The sequence below is a fragment of the Comamonas avium genome, assembly GCF_014836675.1.
Lineage (GTDB): Bacteria > Pseudomonadota > Gammaproteobacteria > Burkholderiales > Burkholderiaceae_C > Comamonas > Comamonas avium.
This window is the reverse complement of the sequence record NZ_JACSQK010000003.1, coordinates 336,832-351,300: the sequence shown is the minus strand read 5'-3', so window position 1 is coordinate 351,300 and position 14,469 is coordinate 336,832. Positions and strand designations below refer to the sequence as shown.

The following is a 14,469-nucleotide window of genomic DNA, read 5'->3' as shown; positions in this document are numbered from 1 at the left end:
TAGGACACGCAAATGTTCAGCGCAGGGCAGTCACAATCCGCGACAGGTGCGGGGGCATTCACGTCAAATGCAAGAGCTGGGGGACTGGGGCAGGCCTCAGGCCGTTTTGGCATCAGGTGCCAAGGTGGACGATGCAGCGGGCAATGCCGAAGCGGCGGGAGGGGCTTCATCTTTTTCAGTCACCTTCACCTTGGCACCAGGCGCTGCGTTGCCGCCAATCACCACGCGGTCTCCAGCCTGCAGTCCCTGCGTGATGTGCCACTGCGCTCCATACATGGCGCCCGTGTTCACTGGCCGCGACTGCGCCACATCGTCTGCCCCAATCACCAGCACCTGCGCACTGCCGTCCGCGCTGCGTTGTACTGCACGCTGCGGCACCAAAATGGCCTTCGGATCCGTGCCTTGCACGGTGGTTACACGCACATACATGCCCGGCAGCAGCATGCCATCGGTATTGGGGAACTTGCCGCGCAGCAGCACCTGCCCGGTGCCCTGATCGACAGAGATATCGGAGAACAGCAAACGCCCCTCACGCTCCTGCCCCGAGCCTTCTACCTTGAGCGTGATGCGGTCACTGGCCTCCCCCGTTTTCTGCCCCGAAACAGCGGCTGCCCGCAGTTGCTGGGCATCTGCCACGGGCTGCCTGAAGTCGGCATACACCGCATCAATTTGCTGAATGGTGGCCAAGGGTGTGGCTTCGTTTTGGCCCACCAGTGCGCCTTCAGTCACTTGTGCGCGGCCAATACGGCCAGCAATCGGTGCTGTCACTGTGGCGTAGGAAAGGTTCAGCTGTGCAGTCTCTACTTCGGCCCGTGCCGACTGGCGCTCGGCCTGCGCTGCCTTCAGTGCAGTTTGGGCAGCATCAAAATCTTGTTGACTCACTGCGTCAATGCTAACCAGCGGCGTATAGCGCTTCACCACCATCTGGGCATCCGCCAGCGTAGCTTCGGCCCGCGCCAGCCCTGCCTGTGCACGCGAGAGGACGGCTTTAAAAGGTGCCGGATCAATACGGAACAAGACTTGCCCCGCCTTGACATCCGCCCCCTCCTCAAAGTTGCGGCTCAGCACAATGCCTGCCACCCGTGCCCGTACCTCGGCAACCCGCGCAGCCTCGATACGACCCGGTAATTGACTGGAAATCGTGAGGGGGCGAGGCTGTACCGTCATCGTCTCCACAGCGGGTGCCTGCTGTTCATAGGCTCCTTGATGACTCTGGCCGCAGGCAGTCAGTACTACGGTGGCCAGCAAAGAAAGAGGCAGCAAGCGCCTTTTATGGGTAGATATGGACATCACAACGTCTCAATGCATGCATTTAAAAGAGCCGCAATGATTACAAAAAAATATCAAATGAATCAAATAAGTTTCAAATAGTCCTTTTAAAAGCCACTGGAATTGTGTTGCAGCACACAAAAGAAACTTATGTGATTCAATTAGTGAAAAATTTTTCTCAAAAGAAGTCCCACCCACCGATGAATGCCCACGCTGTCACCGAAGCCGATGACTCCCGAATGCTTGCTGCCTTGGCGCTGGCTTTGGTTGACCACCCGCGAGCCACACTGCAAGAGCTGGCCAAGGCGGCTGGCGTTAGCAAGGCTACGCTGTATCGCTTCTGCCGCACACGCGAGCAGCTGATTCAGCGGCTGGCAACACAGGCCAGTGAGGCCTTGAATCAGGCGACCGAGGACGCCTGCTTAGAGACAGACCCGCCTGCCGAGGCATTGCGCAAGCTCATCGCTCGCCACCTGGAACACCCTGAACTGACCGCCTTTCTGACGCATTACTGGAACGATCTCGCTCGAGAGATGCCACCTGAGACGATTGAAAAGTGCGAGCAAAGGATGGATGCGTTTTTTTTACGCGGCCAGCAAGCTGGTGTTTTCCGTATCGACGTCACTGCTGCCACGCTGTCAGAGTTGTGGTTCAGCATCTTTAGTGGACTGGTTGATGCAGAACGCCGTGGCCGTCTGGCGCGAGCAGGGCTGGCCCATATTGTGGAAACCACATTCCTGCGTGGTGTGTCAGCGCCTTGACGCTTTCTCGGGCTTTCTAGGGCGGCCCCCGGCTGTGGCCTTGCAGCGAGCGCTGTGGTGTCGCCACAGACCACGTCGATTGACAGCCATCCCATGCGTCAGCGCTGCAGCAACGCTCGATCGCTCATCGCCTGTCAGCAACGCCTGCATCCCACTTTGCCACCCACACATCGCCTGTCAGCGCGGCCTTGCAGATACGGGCTTGTGCAGCTTGCCCCGAGCAGCTTTTTCAGGGCTGGGGGGTGCCAGTCATGAAGCTTTGGGCTGCCTCCTGCAGCCAGCCCCGAAACGCCTGCAGCGGCGGATAGCCCGCACGGCTGGTGGGCCAGGCCAGGTAATAGCGCTCAGCACTCTCAACTTCCGGCAATTGCGGCAGTGCCCGCACCAGCTCTCCGCTTGCCAGCTCCCGTTCAATCAGGAACTTGGGCAGCAGCGCCACGCCAACGCCTGCCGTGGCCGCCTGTGCCGCCGTGGCGAACTGGTCAAACAACATGCCCTGAATTTCGCTGACATGGCAGCCCTGGTGGTCAAACCAGCGCCGCCACGCATCAGGGCGCGACACCAAGTGCAAGAGCGGTGCACGCAGCAAGTCCTGCGGCTGGGCAAACTGGTGCTGTGCCCACACGCCGGGGCTGCAGGCGGGCACCACCGTTTCGCTCATCAAAAACGCAAGCTCCGCCCCCGGCCAGTGCGGCAGGCCAAAGTGGATGCCCGCGTCCACTGCCTCGAGCTGAAAATCAAACTGTGACAGCCGTGTGGTCAGGTTGATGGTGATGCCGGGGTGCGCACTGAAAAACTGCGGCAGGCGCGGCGCCAGCCAGCGTGTGCCAAAGGTGGGCAGGATGGCCAGATTGAGGCTGCCGCCTTGCGGGTTGGTGCGAAACCCCAGGGTGGCGTTGGAGATGCGCATGAGTGCCCCTCGAATCTCCAGCGCATAGGACTGTCCTGCAGGGCTCAGGCGCACGGTCTGGCGCTCGCGCACAAACAACTCGGTGCCCAGCCGCTCCTCCAGCGCCCGGATCTGTCGGCTGACGGCGCTTTGCGTCAAGTGCAGCTCCCCCGCCGCAGCCGTAAAACTCTGGTGGCGGGCCGATGCCTCAAAGGCGCACAGCAAGGACATGGGCGGTAAAAAACGGCGGGACAGCTGCATGGAACGGGTACTCAAAGTCTGAAGGCACGCAGTCATTCCAAAAAGGTATGACCTGCGTGCCAGATTATCGTTTGACCAAAGTCAATACTGATCGCACCATGCACTGTGAATAGGGTTGCTGGCATACGTATTTACACGGTGCATGCACCCTGCCCCCCACTTTTACGCATTCGACTGTCATGAGCGCTACGCATCAACCCACGCCCGCCTTTGTCTCCAGCAACGAAATCCGCACCCGCTTCTCGCGCGCCATGTCCGAGATGTACCGCAAAGAGGTGCCGCAGTACGGCAGCCTGATCGAGCTGGTGGCCGATGTGAATGCCCAGACCCTGCAGGCCAGCCCCGAGCTGCGCGCACAGATGGAGCGCACGGGTGAGCTGGAGCGTCTGGATGTGGAGCGCCACGGTGCCATCCGCGTAGGCACACCCCAGGAGCTGTCGACCCTGCGCCGCCTGTTTGCAGTCATGGGCATGGAGCCTGTGGGTTACTACGACCTGTCGGTCGCGGGCGTGCCCGTGCACTCCACGGCGTTTCGCCCCGTAAGCGATGCAGCACTGCTGGCCAATCCGTTTCGCGTGTTCACCTCGCTGCTGCGTCTGGAGCTGATTGCCGACCCCGCCCTGCGCCAGCAGGCCAGCGATATCTTGGCGCGCCGCAACATCTTTACCTCTGAAGCGCTGACCCTGATAGAGCGCGCAGAAACCGACGGTGGCCTCGGCGATGCCGATGCCAACCGCTTTGTGCAGGCTGCGCTGGAAACCTTCCGCTGGCACAGCGATGCCACCGTAGATGCCGCCACCTACGATGCCTTGCAAAAAGCCCACCGCCTGATTGCCGATGTGGTGTGCTTCAAAGGCCCGCACATCAACCACCTGACCCCGCGCACACTGGACATTGATGCCGCGCAAGACGGCATGCCCGCGCGCGGCATGGACGCCAAGGACGTGGTCGAAGGCCCGCCGCGCCGCGCCTGCCCCATCTTGTTGCGCCAGACCAGCTTCAAGGCCCTCAAAGAGGCCATTCGCTTTACCGATGCCGCTGACACCAGCAACGGCGCGCACACCGCCCGTTTTGGCGAGATTGAGCAACGCGGCGTGGCACTGACCCACAAAGGCCGTGCGTTGTACGACGAACTGCTGGCCCAGGTGCGCAGCATGGGCAGCGCTGGCAGCGCCGCCCCCGACTACACCACGCGCCTGCAGCAGGCATTTGTGCAGTTTCCAGACACGCACACAGCCCTGCGCAAGCAGGGTCTGGCTTTCTACCGCTACACGCTCAGCGCACAAGGGCAGGCCCAAGCGGCGTCTGTGGACGCCAGCGCCGATCTGGAGGCGCTGATTGCCCAAGGCCTGGTGCATGCCGAACCCATCACCTATGAAGACTTTTTGCCGGTGAGCGCTGCGGGCATCTTCCAGTCCAATCTGGGTGGGGACGAGCAGAAACACTACCAGGCCAACGCCGCACAGCAAGTGTTTGAAACCGCACTGGGTGCACAGGTGCATGACGAGATTGCCCTGTACGCCGATGCGCAGGCACGCTCCATGGCTGCAGTGCGTGCTGCGCTGGCCGGAGTTGCTGCATGAGCATGTGGACCACTGACACTGTGGCGCAGGCGCTGCTGCCGCTGGTGGGCGATCGCGGTCTGCTGCAAGGCAGCGACATGGCCAGCTACGAACAAGGTGCCCGCTACGGCCACGGCAAGGCCTTGTGCGTGGTACGCCCTGCCAATGTGCAGGAAGTGCAGGCCGTGGTGCGCTGGTGCGCTACGCACCACATTGCGCTGGTACCGCAAGGAGCCAACACGGGCTTGGTTGGTTCCAGCACGCCCGACGACAGCGCCACACAAGTGGTGCTGTCTACCAGCCGTCTGCGCAATGTCTGTGAAGTCGATGCCGCCAACCGCAGCGTAACCGTGGACGCTGGCATTACGCTGCAGGAACTGAACGAAAAGTTGGAGCCGCATGGCCTGTGGTTCCCGATTGATCTGGGCGCCAACCCTTCGGTGGGCGGCATGGTGGCGGCCAACACTGGCGGCACGCGCCTGATTCGCTACGGCGATGTGCGCCACAACCTGCTGGCACTGCAAACCGTGCTGCTCAACCCGCAAGGTGAGCTGCTGGACATGGGCCGCGCCCTGCGCAAAGACAACACCGGACCCGACCTCAAGCAGCTGTTTGTCGGCACCTCAGGGGCAGGAGCCATCATCACCCGCGCCACGCTGGAGGTGCACCGCAAGCCCCAGCAGTCGGCCACCGCCTTGGTGGTCCCCACCTCGGACGAGGCCGTACTGCAGCTGCTGCAGGCACTGGAGCGGGACCTGGGTGACTACCTGAGCGCCTTTGAAGGCCTGTCTGGCCACGCCATGCAGGCGGCCATTGACCATGTGCCCAATCTGCGCAACCCCTTTGCCCCGGAGCCCGCCCCCGACTTTGCCATTCTGATTGAGCTGGAAGCGGCCAGCAGCAAGGCCTACACCGGGCTGGATCTGCAGGACACCCTGAACCTGTTCCTGCAAGATCAGTTTGAGCAGACGATTGACAACGCCGTCATTGGCAACGGCCATGAGCTGTGGCACCTGCGCCACAGCATCAGCGAAGGTGCCCGTGCACTGGGCAAACCGATTGCATTTGATGTGTCGGTGCCCCGCTCGCGCATCATGGACTTTTGCCGCGCTGCGCGCGCCGTGGTGGCGCAGGATTTCCCGTTCCTGCACGTGGTGGACTTTGGCCATATTGCCGACGGCGGTGTGCACTTCAATGTGATCTGGCGCAGCGATGCCAGCAAGGCCTATGACCCCGCCGTGGTCAGCGCACTGCGCGATCGCATCTACGCCATGGTGGTGCAGGACTTTGCAGGCAGCTTCAGCGCCGAGCATGGCGTGGGCCCGCACAACGTTGCCTACTACCGCCAGTACACACCGCCCCCTGCACGCCGGCTGGCGCAAGGCCTGCGCCAGTTGATGGACCCGCAGCAACTGTGCGGCACCGTGGATTTTGGCGACAGCAGCGCCGCGGTTTAGAGCGGTTTTCAAGCATTTCGCACATTCCTGGGCCGGTGCTCACACCGGCCTTTTTTACGCCTTTTCTTGCATCTTTGACGACCATGACAACCACCGCTGCACCTTTGGCTGCCTTCACGGCGTTGTTTGCTGAGCCTGCGGGCTCCCCGATCCGGGAGCTGTTTCCGTACCTGAGCCGCCCCGGCATGATCTCGCTGGCCGGGGGCTACCCCTCCACCAGCCTGTTTGATGCCCAAGGACTGGCGCAGGCCGCCACCCACGCCATGGCGCAAGGTGCCAGCGCCTTGCAATACGGCGCAACCGAAGGCCTGCCCGCGCTGCGTGAAGCCCTTGCACAGCAAGCCCGCGACCGTGGCATGCAGGCCAGCGCTGGCGATGTGCTGGTCACCACCGGATCGCAGCAAGCGTTTGACCTGCTGGTGCGCGTGCTGATTGAGCCGGGCGACACCGTGCTGGTAGAAGTGCCAGCCTACCCGGCCACCTTGCAGGCACTGCGTCTGGCACAAGCCAACATCGTTTCCATCCCCATGGATGAACATGGCCTGCAAACCGACGCGCTGGCCCAGCTGCTGGCCGATCTGCCTGCGCACCAGCGCCCCAAGCTGCTGTACACCGTGCCCAATTTTTCCAACCCGCGTGGCACGCTGCTGTCGGCGCAGCGGCGCACTGCGCTGGTCGAGCTGGCCTTGCAATACGGTTTTTGGATTGCCGAAGACGACCCTTATGGCGAGCTGCGCTTTGACGCTGCCAGTGGCCAAGCCGTCACCGTGCCCGACACCCTGCGTGCAACAGCGCAAACGCTGGCAGCGCCGGGCCACAACCCGGTGGTCTATCTGTCCAGCCTGTCTAAAACAGTGGCCCCGGCACTGCGCGTGGGCTGGATGCTGACCGATGCCGCCATGCAGCGCCGCTGCACCGTGGCCAAGCAAACCGTGGATTTGTGCACCTCTCCGCTGGCGCAGATGGTGGCGGCCAGCTATCTGCAAAGTGGCCGCTATGCCGGCACAGTGCAGCGCGCGCGCCAGGAATACCAGCGCCGCATGCAGGCGCTGGTGCATGGCTTGAATGCCTTGCCCGGCCAGCCCATCCGCTGCAGCACGCCCGCAGGCGGCATGTTTGTGTGGGCACAGATCGACCGCGACCTGGAGCCGCAGCGCCTGTTTGATGCGGCGGTGAGCCAGTCTGTGGTGTATGTGCCGGGCAAGGCGTTTTACCCCAGCCAGCCCGACATTCACACCCTGCGCATGTCCTTTGCCGCCCCCGAGGTGCCGCAGATTGAACAAGCGGTGCAGCGCCTGGCACAGGCCGTGCAGCAGGTGCTCAGCTAAAGCGTAGCGCGCGTGGCGCACCGCGCCAGCATGCTGCAGGAATGAGGCATGCTGGCAGCAACACCGCTCCCAGCAGGAAGCAGAAAGTAGCAGGCAGCAAGCACTGCGACAAACAGCCGCAGCCATGTTTTCTACAATCGTGCCTTTGCAGCAGGGCGCGCTGCGGTCTTCCACTTCTTTCTCTTTTGTATGCAACCCACTCCCACCGAACCCGTCAACGCCCAGAAAAAGCGCCGAGGCCTGACGCGCATGTGGCATGCCGCGCGCTACTCACTGGATGGGTTGCGGGCTGCATGGCAAGAGACCGCGTTCCGCCAGGAAGCGCTGGCGGCCATGGTGCTGGTACCTGCTGCGTTCTGGCTGGGCCAGACATGGCTGGAGACCGCCGTGCTGGCAGCCGTGGTGGTACTGGTGCTGGTGGTGGAGCTGCTCAACAGCGGCATCGAAGCGGCCATTGACCGCATGGGAGACCAGTGGCATGCCCTGTCCAAAAAAGCCAAAGACATGGGCAGCGCTGCAGTGCTGCTGAGCCTTTTGCTGTGCATGGGGATTTGGCTGGCGGCGCTGTGGCAGCGCTTTGCGCACTAAACTTGGGTGCGCTGGCACGCTGGTGCCGCATTGTTTTTTGTCTCTCTATCTCTGAAGGCCCCGACCCGTGTTCACCGGCATCATCCAAGCCGTGGCAAGCATTGCCGCGCTGCACGATCAGGAAGGTCTGCGCACCTTCACCATGGAATTTCCCGAAGGCTTTTGCCAGGACCTGGCCATTGGCGCCAGTGTTTCGCACGATGGTGTCTGCCTGACGGTCACTGAGCTGCTCTCGCCCACCCGCGCCACGTTCGATGTGATGCTGCAAAGCCTGAACATCACTACGCTGGGCCGCTACCAGGTGGGCGATGTGCTCAACGTTGAGCGTGCCGCCAGAGATGGCGCAGAAATTGGCGGCCACCCCCTGTCGGGCCACGTGGATTTCACCGCGCCGGTGCTGGAGGTGCTGAGCACCGAGACCAACCACAAGATACGTTTTGGCATTCCTGAAGCATTTCGCCCCTACGTGTTTGCCAAAGGCTATATCGCCATCAACGGCGCCAGCCTGACCGTGGCCGAGGTCGACCGCAAGCAAGGCTGGTTCGAGGTATGGCTGATTCCCGAAACCCTGCGCATGACGGTGTTTGGCCACAAGCGCGTGGGCGATGAGGTGAACATCGAAATCGAGCGCAGCACGCAGGTGGTGGTGGACACGGTGCGCGAAACCGTTCAAGCCAGTCTGGGCCGCTTGCAGCCCGTGCTGGAGGCCCTGCTGCAGGAAAAAGGCCTGAACCTGGATGACTTTGTGGATGTGCCAAAACTACCAAAATAAGAGCTTATATCGCTTATACAGCAAGGACTTCAGATACAAAACTATCTGAAGTCCTTTTGTTATGGGCGCTTTAAGCTATTAATTTCATCTGTGCACTTCACCCCCTGTACCACGCGGTGTGGCAATGCAGCACCCGTCATGCATGCACGTGAGACTTGCCTCGCTGTTCAATTTCTTCGTATTTCAGCGCTGCCAGATGCTTGAGCGCCAGCGTGCTGGCATCCCCCAGCCGCTGGGCAGCAGCTTGCAGGAGAGGCTGCGTTTCAATGAAGCGTGTAAAGGCGGCTGCGTCATAGGTGAACGGCTGACCGTCCAGCGCATCGAGCAATCGAAGCAGCATCAAATTGCCTTGCCGTGCGCGGTGAACCGTACGCTCCATGCGCCACAGCGCAAAGCAGGCCATGGCCGCTGGCAGCACCAGCCCGAGCACGCCAACGTCCGGGGTGGTAAAGGCCTGGTACATCACATACACCATCGCCAGCACAATCACACCGAACAGCGTGGCAATCGCGTAATGGCGGCGAGCAATCCGGTCCTGGTGCGCAATGGCGCTGCGGGCAAACGCCGCAGGCTGCTCCAGCATGGCGAGTACACCGCGCGGTAAATCGTTGCCGTGCGATTGCCTGGCCAGCGAAAGCACGATGTAAATTTGCTCCACATCCGACGGCTCAAGGAATGCTTCAAAGCTGTCACTGGCGGAGATGGGGGATGTGGATCGGGACATGGAACAAGCAGACACTGAAAGAGTGCGCAACTCTACAGGCTTCGCTCCTTTGCGGCCATAGCTGGCGCGAAAGGCAGCCCTTGACATACAGCTTCAGCGCCTAGCGGCTCATACGGTGCGCCCGCACTGCTAGTGCTGGTAACTGGTAGTGGTGCCAGGCAGGGCGCAGCCTTTACTGCGTATTCAGGCCATTGCCTGCGCCAACCGCTGCGGCCATGTCCCAGCCGCCGCCCAATGCTTTGTACAGCGACACATGGGCCTGCAGATGCGCCAGCCGCAATTGCACGGCCACATCTTGTGCGGCGTACAGCGTACGCTGGGCGTCGAGCAGCGTCAGCAAACTCTCGGCCCCAGAGCGGTAGCGCGTTTCTGCCAGGCTCAGCGCCTTGTGCGCCTGCGCAAGCTCCTCGGCCTGCGCCTGCGCCTGCGCCTGCACACCGCTGACGGCATGCAGCGCCAGCTGGACATCGGCAAACGCCTCAATGATGGTTTTGCGGTAAGTGGCCAGCAGTTCTTCGCGCTGGGCCATGGCCAGCGCATTGCCTGCCGCCAGCCTGCCCGCATCAAAAATAGGCGCTGTCAGACCGGCTGCCAGTGCATACAGCGGGTTGTCAAAAATGCGCTGCCAGCGCTCGTCCCCCGCCCCCACACTGCCGGTCAACGTCAGGCGGGGCAGCATGGCGGCACGGGCCACCTGTACGTTGGCCTGGGCTGCGGCCAGCTGCGCCTCAGCCCGCGCAATGTCTGGGCGGCGCACCAGCAACTGGGCTGGCACACCCGCCCCCACGGCAGGCATCTGCAACCCCAGCAAGCTGGTGGTGACCACCTCGGCCCCTCCCGCCTGCCCCAGCAGCGTGGCCAGCGCGGTCTGCGCATCCAGTGCCTGCTGCTGCAGTGTCAGCAAACTGCGGCGCTGGCTGGCCACCAGGCCCTTTTGCTGCGCCAGCTCCAGTGCAGACGCGGCCCCGGCACGCGCTCTGGACTCCACCAGCTGCACCAGCCGCTCAGCGCTTTGCAGATTCAGCCGGGCAATATCCACCCGTTCATGCAAAGCCACGCTGTGCAGCCACGCCTGGGCGGCACCTGCGGTGACCGTCAATTGCACGGTGTCGCGGTCAAACACGCTGGCTTTCCAGACGGCCTGGGCGGCATCACGGCCTGCACGGTTCTTTCCCCAGAAGTCCACCTCATAGCTGGCTGACAGCGAGACTGCGAAACGGTTTTGCGCTGCATCCACCCCGCCACTGCCACTGAGCGATTTGTTGCGGGTGGCGTTCATGCCGCCGCTCACCTCTGGCAGCAAAGAGGCCCCTGCCTCATTCCAGCGCGCCGCAGCCTGGCGCACACGTGCTGCGGCCTCTGCCACGCTCCAGCTCTGTATGCGCGCACGATCCACCACGCTATCGAGCTCGGCGCTGCCAAAGCTGCGCCACCAGTGCTGGCTCAGCGCAGCGTCGGCGTTGGCAGCATCAGCAGCAGCCTGTGGCCATTGCTGTGGCAAGGCAGGCTCTGGCTGGTCGGTATCGATCGCAGGCGCCGCACAGCCCCCCAGTACCAGCGCCGCGCCCCACGCAGCCACTGACTTATGCATACCCATTTTCATTCTCCTGCCAATGCCCGTACGGGGTCTAAACGCGCAGCCGTCTTGGCAGGCATGTAACCAAAAATCAAGCCAGTAATGACGGCGCACGCAAACGCCCCCACCATGGCGCGCACTGAAAACACCACAGGAACCCCGGCCACAATCAGTACCACACCCACCGCCAGCCCCACCAGCAGGCCCACGGCACCGCCCACCAAGGTCAGCAGGCTGGCTTCGGTCAGAAATTGCCGCAGGATGTCGCGCTGGCGAGCGCCCACAGCCATGCGGATGCCAATCTCTCGCGTGCGCTCCTTGACGGTCATCAGCATCACATTCATCACGCCAATGCCGCCAACCACCAGAGAGACCGCAGCAATCAGGCCCAGCATCATAGTCATGCTCTTGCGGGTAGCGGCTTCTGCCTGAATGCGTGCTGCCGCATTACCAATGCCGAAATCCTCGCGCCCGCCATGGCGGGCCAGCAGCAGCTGGCGCATCGCGTTTTCTGCGGCATGCACCTGCTCGGATGACATGGCCTCAATCACCACATAGTCCGGCTGCGTCTGGCTCTGGTAGACCCGCGCCCGGCCCGAGCGGTAGGGAATGAACACCATGTCGTCATAGTCCTGCGCGCCAGAATCTGCGCCGCGCTCACTCATCACGCCAATCACCTCAAAAGCCGAATTGCCGATGATGAGCTGGCGCCCCAGCGGATGGGGTTCATCCGGGAAAAAGTGCAATCGCGCCTTGTGCCCCAGCACCACCAGCGGGGCCAGATCCTGATCTTCTGCATCCGTGTAGAAGCGCCCAAGGGCCACCGGCCAGTGGTGCACGGCGGGCATTTCCTCGCTGGCCGCAAAAGCGTAAATCTGCTTGTCGGCGCTGCCATAGCGCACGGTAATGGGGTCACCGATGACAGGCAGCACCCGGCGAATGTCAGGCAGCTCGCGCACGGCCTCCAGGTCCTCCTCGGTCAGATTGCCTGCAGGCCCGCCCGTGGCCGGTGGCTTGCTGCCCATGTACAAGATGGCGGTTCCCATCGTTCCCATGCGCTCCATGACCTGGCGGCGCGCACCCTCACCAATGGCCAGCATCACGATCACTGAAGCCACGCCAATCACAATCCCCAGCAAGGTCAGGCTGGTGCGGGCGCGGTTGGTGTGCATGCCACGCCAGGCGCTGCGTGCGGCCTCCATGAGGTCGGCCCACCAGCTGGCACTGCTGCTGTCGGTGGCTGCAGGAAAGTGCGGCAAGGCAGGTATCGGTGCGCCCTCTGGCGCAGGCAAAGCCTGTGGCGCATGGGCGGCCTGACTGTCACTCACCACGCTGCCATCGCGCACTTCGATCACACGCCGCGCCTGCGCAGCCACTTCACGGTCATGGGTGATCAGCAAGATAGTGTGGCCTGCATCGGCTAGCTCGCCCAGCAAGGCCATCACCTCGGCACCGCTGTGCGAATCCAGCGCGCCCGTCGGCTCGTCGGCCAAAATAATGCTGCCGCCATTCATCAGCGCTCTTGCAATCGACACACGCTGCTGCTGTCCGCCTGAAAGCTGGTGGGGGCGGTTGTTCAAGCGCTCCTGCAGCCCCAGCCTTGCCAGCAAGCTGGTGGCACGCTGCGCACGCTCTTCTTTAGACAGCCCGGCATAGACGGCTGGCATTTCCACGTTTTCTTGCGCCGTCTCACTGGCAATCAGGTGGTAGCCCTGAAACACAAAGCCAAAAGCCTCGCGGCGCAGCCATGCCAGCGCATCGGCATCCAGCCCCGCAACGTCCTGCCCCTGAAAGTAGTAGGTGCCGCTGCTGGGCCGATCCAGACAGCCCAGAATGTTCATGAGTGTGGATTTGCCTGACCCCGAACTGCCCACCACCGCCACGAACTCGCCCGCGTAGATGTCCAGATCAATTCCGCGCAATATGGTGACCTCGGGCTGCCCTGTCGCAGCCCCGCCATAGTGCTTGCAGATGCCGCGCAGACTGATCAGTGGCGCAGCAGGTTCTGAGGAGGGCGTGCTGTCATGTACTGCATTTACCATTGCAGCCACCGCAGCGCGCTATCGGTGGTGCTCTGGCCGGTCACCACTTGCTCGCCTTCTTTCAGGCCTTCCAGTATTTGCACCTGGTGCCGGCTGCGCACGCCCACACGCACCTGCCGGGCCTCGGGCTGGTTTTTGGCGTTCAGCACCTGCGCCACATATGCACCACTGTCTCCATCGCTTTTCAAAGCAATCAATGGCACGGCCAGGGCACCTTGTGCACGGGCTGTGACAAACACCACCTGCGCGGTCATCTGCGGCATCAGCTCAGCATCCAGGTTGTCCACATCAAATAGCACGGTGTAGGCCACAGCTTTGGTGGCGGGTGCGGGCGCGCCTGTCGCCGCTCCCGCCGGTGCAGTACTGGCCGATGGCGCAGGCAATATCTGGCGAACCTGACTGCTCCAGCGGCGAGGCTTGTCCTGGTCCGCGCTGCCCAGTGTGGTGAAGTACACCGGCATATCTTCTTTGACACGGCGCACATCGGCCTCAGAGACATCGGTCCACACGGTCATGGCCGTCAGATCAGCAATACGCAAAATGCTCGGTGTCTGGTATGTGGCATTGAGTGTTTGCCCCTCACGGGCATCCACCGCAACAACGGTGCCTGTCATGGGGGCATAAATGCGCGTGTAGCTCAGTCTGACTTCGTCGGCCTTCAAGGTGGCCTGTGTCTGCGTGATTTGCGCCTTGAGGTGTTCAATCCGGGCAGCAGCACCGGCCAGTTGCGCCTGTGCAATCTGCAGATCTTCTTCGCGTGTGGCGCCATCGCGGGCCATCTGCTGCTGGCGCGACCATTGCTGCTGGGCCAGCCGGTGCTGCGCTTGCTGCTCAGCCAGCTGGGCACTCAGCCCAGCCAGAGAAGCACGGCCTGCATCCACCGTAGCCTTTTGCACACTGGGGTCAATCTCCACCAGCAGCGCCCCTTTTTGTACCTGGGTGCCCGGTGTCACCAGCAGCCGGGTGATCTGACCGGACACCTGCGCCCCCACATCCACATAGCGGCGCGGCTGAACCACACCTATGGCGGTGACTGTTGCCTCCACCTCACCTCGCGCCACCGGCGTACTTTGGTACGTCGTCACCGGGCGACTGGCCCACCACAGCATGGCACCCAGCCCACTCACCGCCACCAGGGCAATGATTGCCCAACGCTTCTTGCTACCCAACAACATCAGCCTGGCACTTTCAAAGAAAAACAAGAAAGCCCTGCGGCTTCCCACTGCACAAAAAACACATC

At 62.4% G+C, this 14,469-nt stretch carries 12 protein-coding genes; 6 read left to right on the top strand and 6 right to left on the bottom strand.

Going from position 1 to position 14,469, the window contains the following annotated elements; genetic code table 11:
• Positions 1 to 96: 96 nt before the first annotated feature.
• Positions 97 to 1,290 (bottom strand): efflux RND transporter periplasmic adaptor subunit, encoded by a 1,194-nt coding sequence (locus H9646_RS06815; protein WP_191722591.1) that lies wholly within the window; start codon positions 1,288 to 1,290, stop codon positions 97 to 99.
• A 179-nt stretch (positions 1,291 to 1,469) separates the two neighbouring features.
• On the opposite strand from H9646_RS06815, the gene H9646_RS06810 reads away from it, so the two are divergent.
• Positions 1,470 to 2,030, top strand: coding sequence for a TetR/AcrR family transcriptional regulator (locus tag H9646_RS06810; protein ID WP_191722590.1), 561 nt, complete (start codon positions 1,470 to 1,472; stop codon positions 2,028 to 2,030).
• Positions 2,031 to 2,259: 229 nt separating this feature from the next.
• On the opposite strand, the gene H9646_RS06805 is transcribed toward H9646_RS06810, so the two are convergent.
• Positions 2,260 to 3,180: a LysR family transcriptional regulator gene (locus H9646_RS06805; RefSeq protein ID WP_191722589.1), complete on the bottom strand. Its 921-nt coding sequence runs from the start codon at positions 3,178 to 3,180 to the stop codon at positions 2,260 to 2,262.
• Between the two features lie 179 nt (positions 3,181 to 3,359).
• On the opposite strand from H9646_RS06805, the gene hglS reads away from it, so the two are divergent.
• The 5 genes from hglS to H9646_RS06780 all read left to right on the top strand — a co-directional run bounded on the left by hglS (position 3,360) and on the right by H9646_RS06780 (position 8,887).
• The gene (gene hglS / locus H9646_RS06800; protein WP_191722588.1) at positions 3,360 to 4,763 is read left to right on the top strand and encodes a 2-oxoadipate dioxygenase/decarboxylase HglS; all 1,404 of its coding nucleotides are present in this window, start codon (positions 3,360 to 3,362) and stop codon (positions 4,761 to 4,763) included.
• On the top strand, positions 4,760 to 6,199 hold the full coding sequence (locus tag H9646_RS06795; protein WP_225214028.1) for an FAD-binding oxidoreductase: 1,440 nt from the start codon (positions 4,760 to 4,762) through the stop codon (positions 6,197 to 6,199). Before hglS ends, H9646_RS06795 begins: the two co-directional genes overlap by 4 nt.
• Before the next feature lie 83 nt (positions 6,200 to 6,282).
• Entirely contained in the window at positions 6,283 to 7,527 is a 1,245-nt protein-coding gene (locus H9646_RS06790; protein WP_191722587.1) for an aminotransferase-like domain-containing protein, read from the top strand.
• A 189-nt stretch (positions 7,528 to 7,716) separates the two neighbouring features.
• On the top strand, positions 7,717 to 8,115 hold the full coding sequence (locus H9646_RS06785) for a diacylglycerol kinase (RefSeq protein WP_191722586.1): 399 nt from the start codon (positions 7,717 to 7,719) through the stop codon (positions 8,113 to 8,115).
• Between the two features lie 67 nt (positions 8,116 to 8,182).
• A complete protein-coding gene (locus H9646_RS06780) occupies positions 8,183 to 8,887 on the top strand; it encodes a riboflavin synthase subunit alpha (RefSeq protein ID WP_191722585.1) in 705 nt (234 codons plus the stop codon).
• Positions 8,888 to 9,023: 136 nt separating this feature from the next.
• Here the strand turns inward: H9646_RS06780 and H9646_RS06775 are convergent, their stop codons facing one another.
• The 4 genes from H9646_RS06775 to H9646_RS06760 all read right to left on the bottom strand — a co-directional run bounded on the left by H9646_RS06775 (position 9,024) and on the right by H9646_RS06760 (position 14,404).
• The gene (locus tag H9646_RS06775; RefSeq protein WP_191722584.1) at positions 9,024 to 9,611 is read right to left on the bottom strand and encodes a hypothetical protein; all 588 of its coding nucleotides are present in this window, start codon (positions 9,609 to 9,611) and stop codon (positions 9,024 to 9,026) included.
• A gap of 172 nt (positions 9,612 to 9,783) precedes the next feature.
• Complete coding sequence (locus H9646_RS06770) at positions 9,784 to 11,208, bottom strand: efflux transporter outer membrane subunit (RefSeq protein WP_318244906.1); 1,425 nt, start codon at positions 11,206 to 11,208, stop codon at positions 9,784 to 9,786.
• A 2-nt stretch (positions 11,209 to 11,210) separates the two neighbouring features.
• Positions 11,211 to 13,229 (bottom strand): MacB family efflux pump subunit, encoded by a 2,019-nt coding sequence (locus tag H9646_RS06765; RefSeq protein WP_191722583.1) that lies wholly within the window; start codon positions 13,227 to 13,229, stop codon positions 11,211 to 11,213.
• Entirely contained in the window at positions 13,223 to 14,404 is a 1,182-nt protein-coding gene (locus tag H9646_RS06760; RefSeq protein WP_191722582.1) for an efflux RND transporter periplasmic adaptor subunit, read from the bottom strand. Before H9646_RS06760 ends, H9646_RS06765 begins: the two co-directional genes overlap by 7 nt.
• Positions 14,405 to 14,469: the final 65 nt, after the last annotated feature.

Excerpts from the sequence above, each read along its gene's own strand:
- H9646_RS06815 (WP_191722591.1), bottom strand. The coding sequence starts at position 1,290 with ATGTCCATATCTACCCATAAAAGGCGCTTGCTGCCTCTTTCTTTGCTG.
- H9646_RS06810 (WP_191722590.1), top strand. The coding sequence starts at position 1,470 with ATGAATGCCCACGCTGTCACCGAAGCCGATGACTCCCGAATGCTTGCT.
- H9646_RS06805 (WP_191722589.1), bottom strand. The coding sequence starts at position 3,180 with ATGCAGCTGTCCCGCCGTTTTTTACCGCCCATGTCCTTGCTGTGCGCC.
- hglS (WP_191722588.1), top strand. The coding sequence starts at position 3,360 with ATGAGCGCTACGCATCAACCCACGCCCGCCTTTGTCTCCAGCAACGAA.
- H9646_RS06795 (WP_225214028.1), top strand. The coding sequence starts at position 4,760 with ATGAGCATGTGGACCACTGACACTGTGGCGCAGGCGCTGCTGCCGCTG.
- H9646_RS06790 (WP_191722587.1), top strand. The coding sequence starts at position 6,283 with ATGACAACCACCGCTGCACCTTTGGCTGCCTTCACGGCGTTGTTTGCT.
- H9646_RS06785 (WP_191722586.1), top strand. The coding sequence starts at position 7,717 with ATGCAACCCACTCCCACCGAACCCGTCAACGCCCAGAAAAAGCGCCGA.
- H9646_RS06775 (WP_191722584.1), bottom strand. The coding sequence starts at position 9,611 with ATGTCCCGATCCACATCCCCCATCTCCGCCAGTGACAGCTTTGAAGCA.
- H9646_RS06770 (WP_318244906.1), bottom strand. The coding sequence starts at position 11,208 with ATGGGTATGCATAAGTCAGTGGCTGCGTGGGGCGCGGCGCTGGTACTG.
- H9646_RS06765 (WP_191722583.1), bottom strand. The coding sequence starts at position 13,229 with ATGGTAAATGCAGTACATGACAGCACGCCCTCCTCAGAACCTGCTGCG.
- H9646_RS06760 (WP_191722582.1), bottom strand. The coding sequence starts at position 14,404 with ATGTTGTTGGGTAGCAAGAAGCGTTGGGCAATCATTGCCCTGGTGGCG.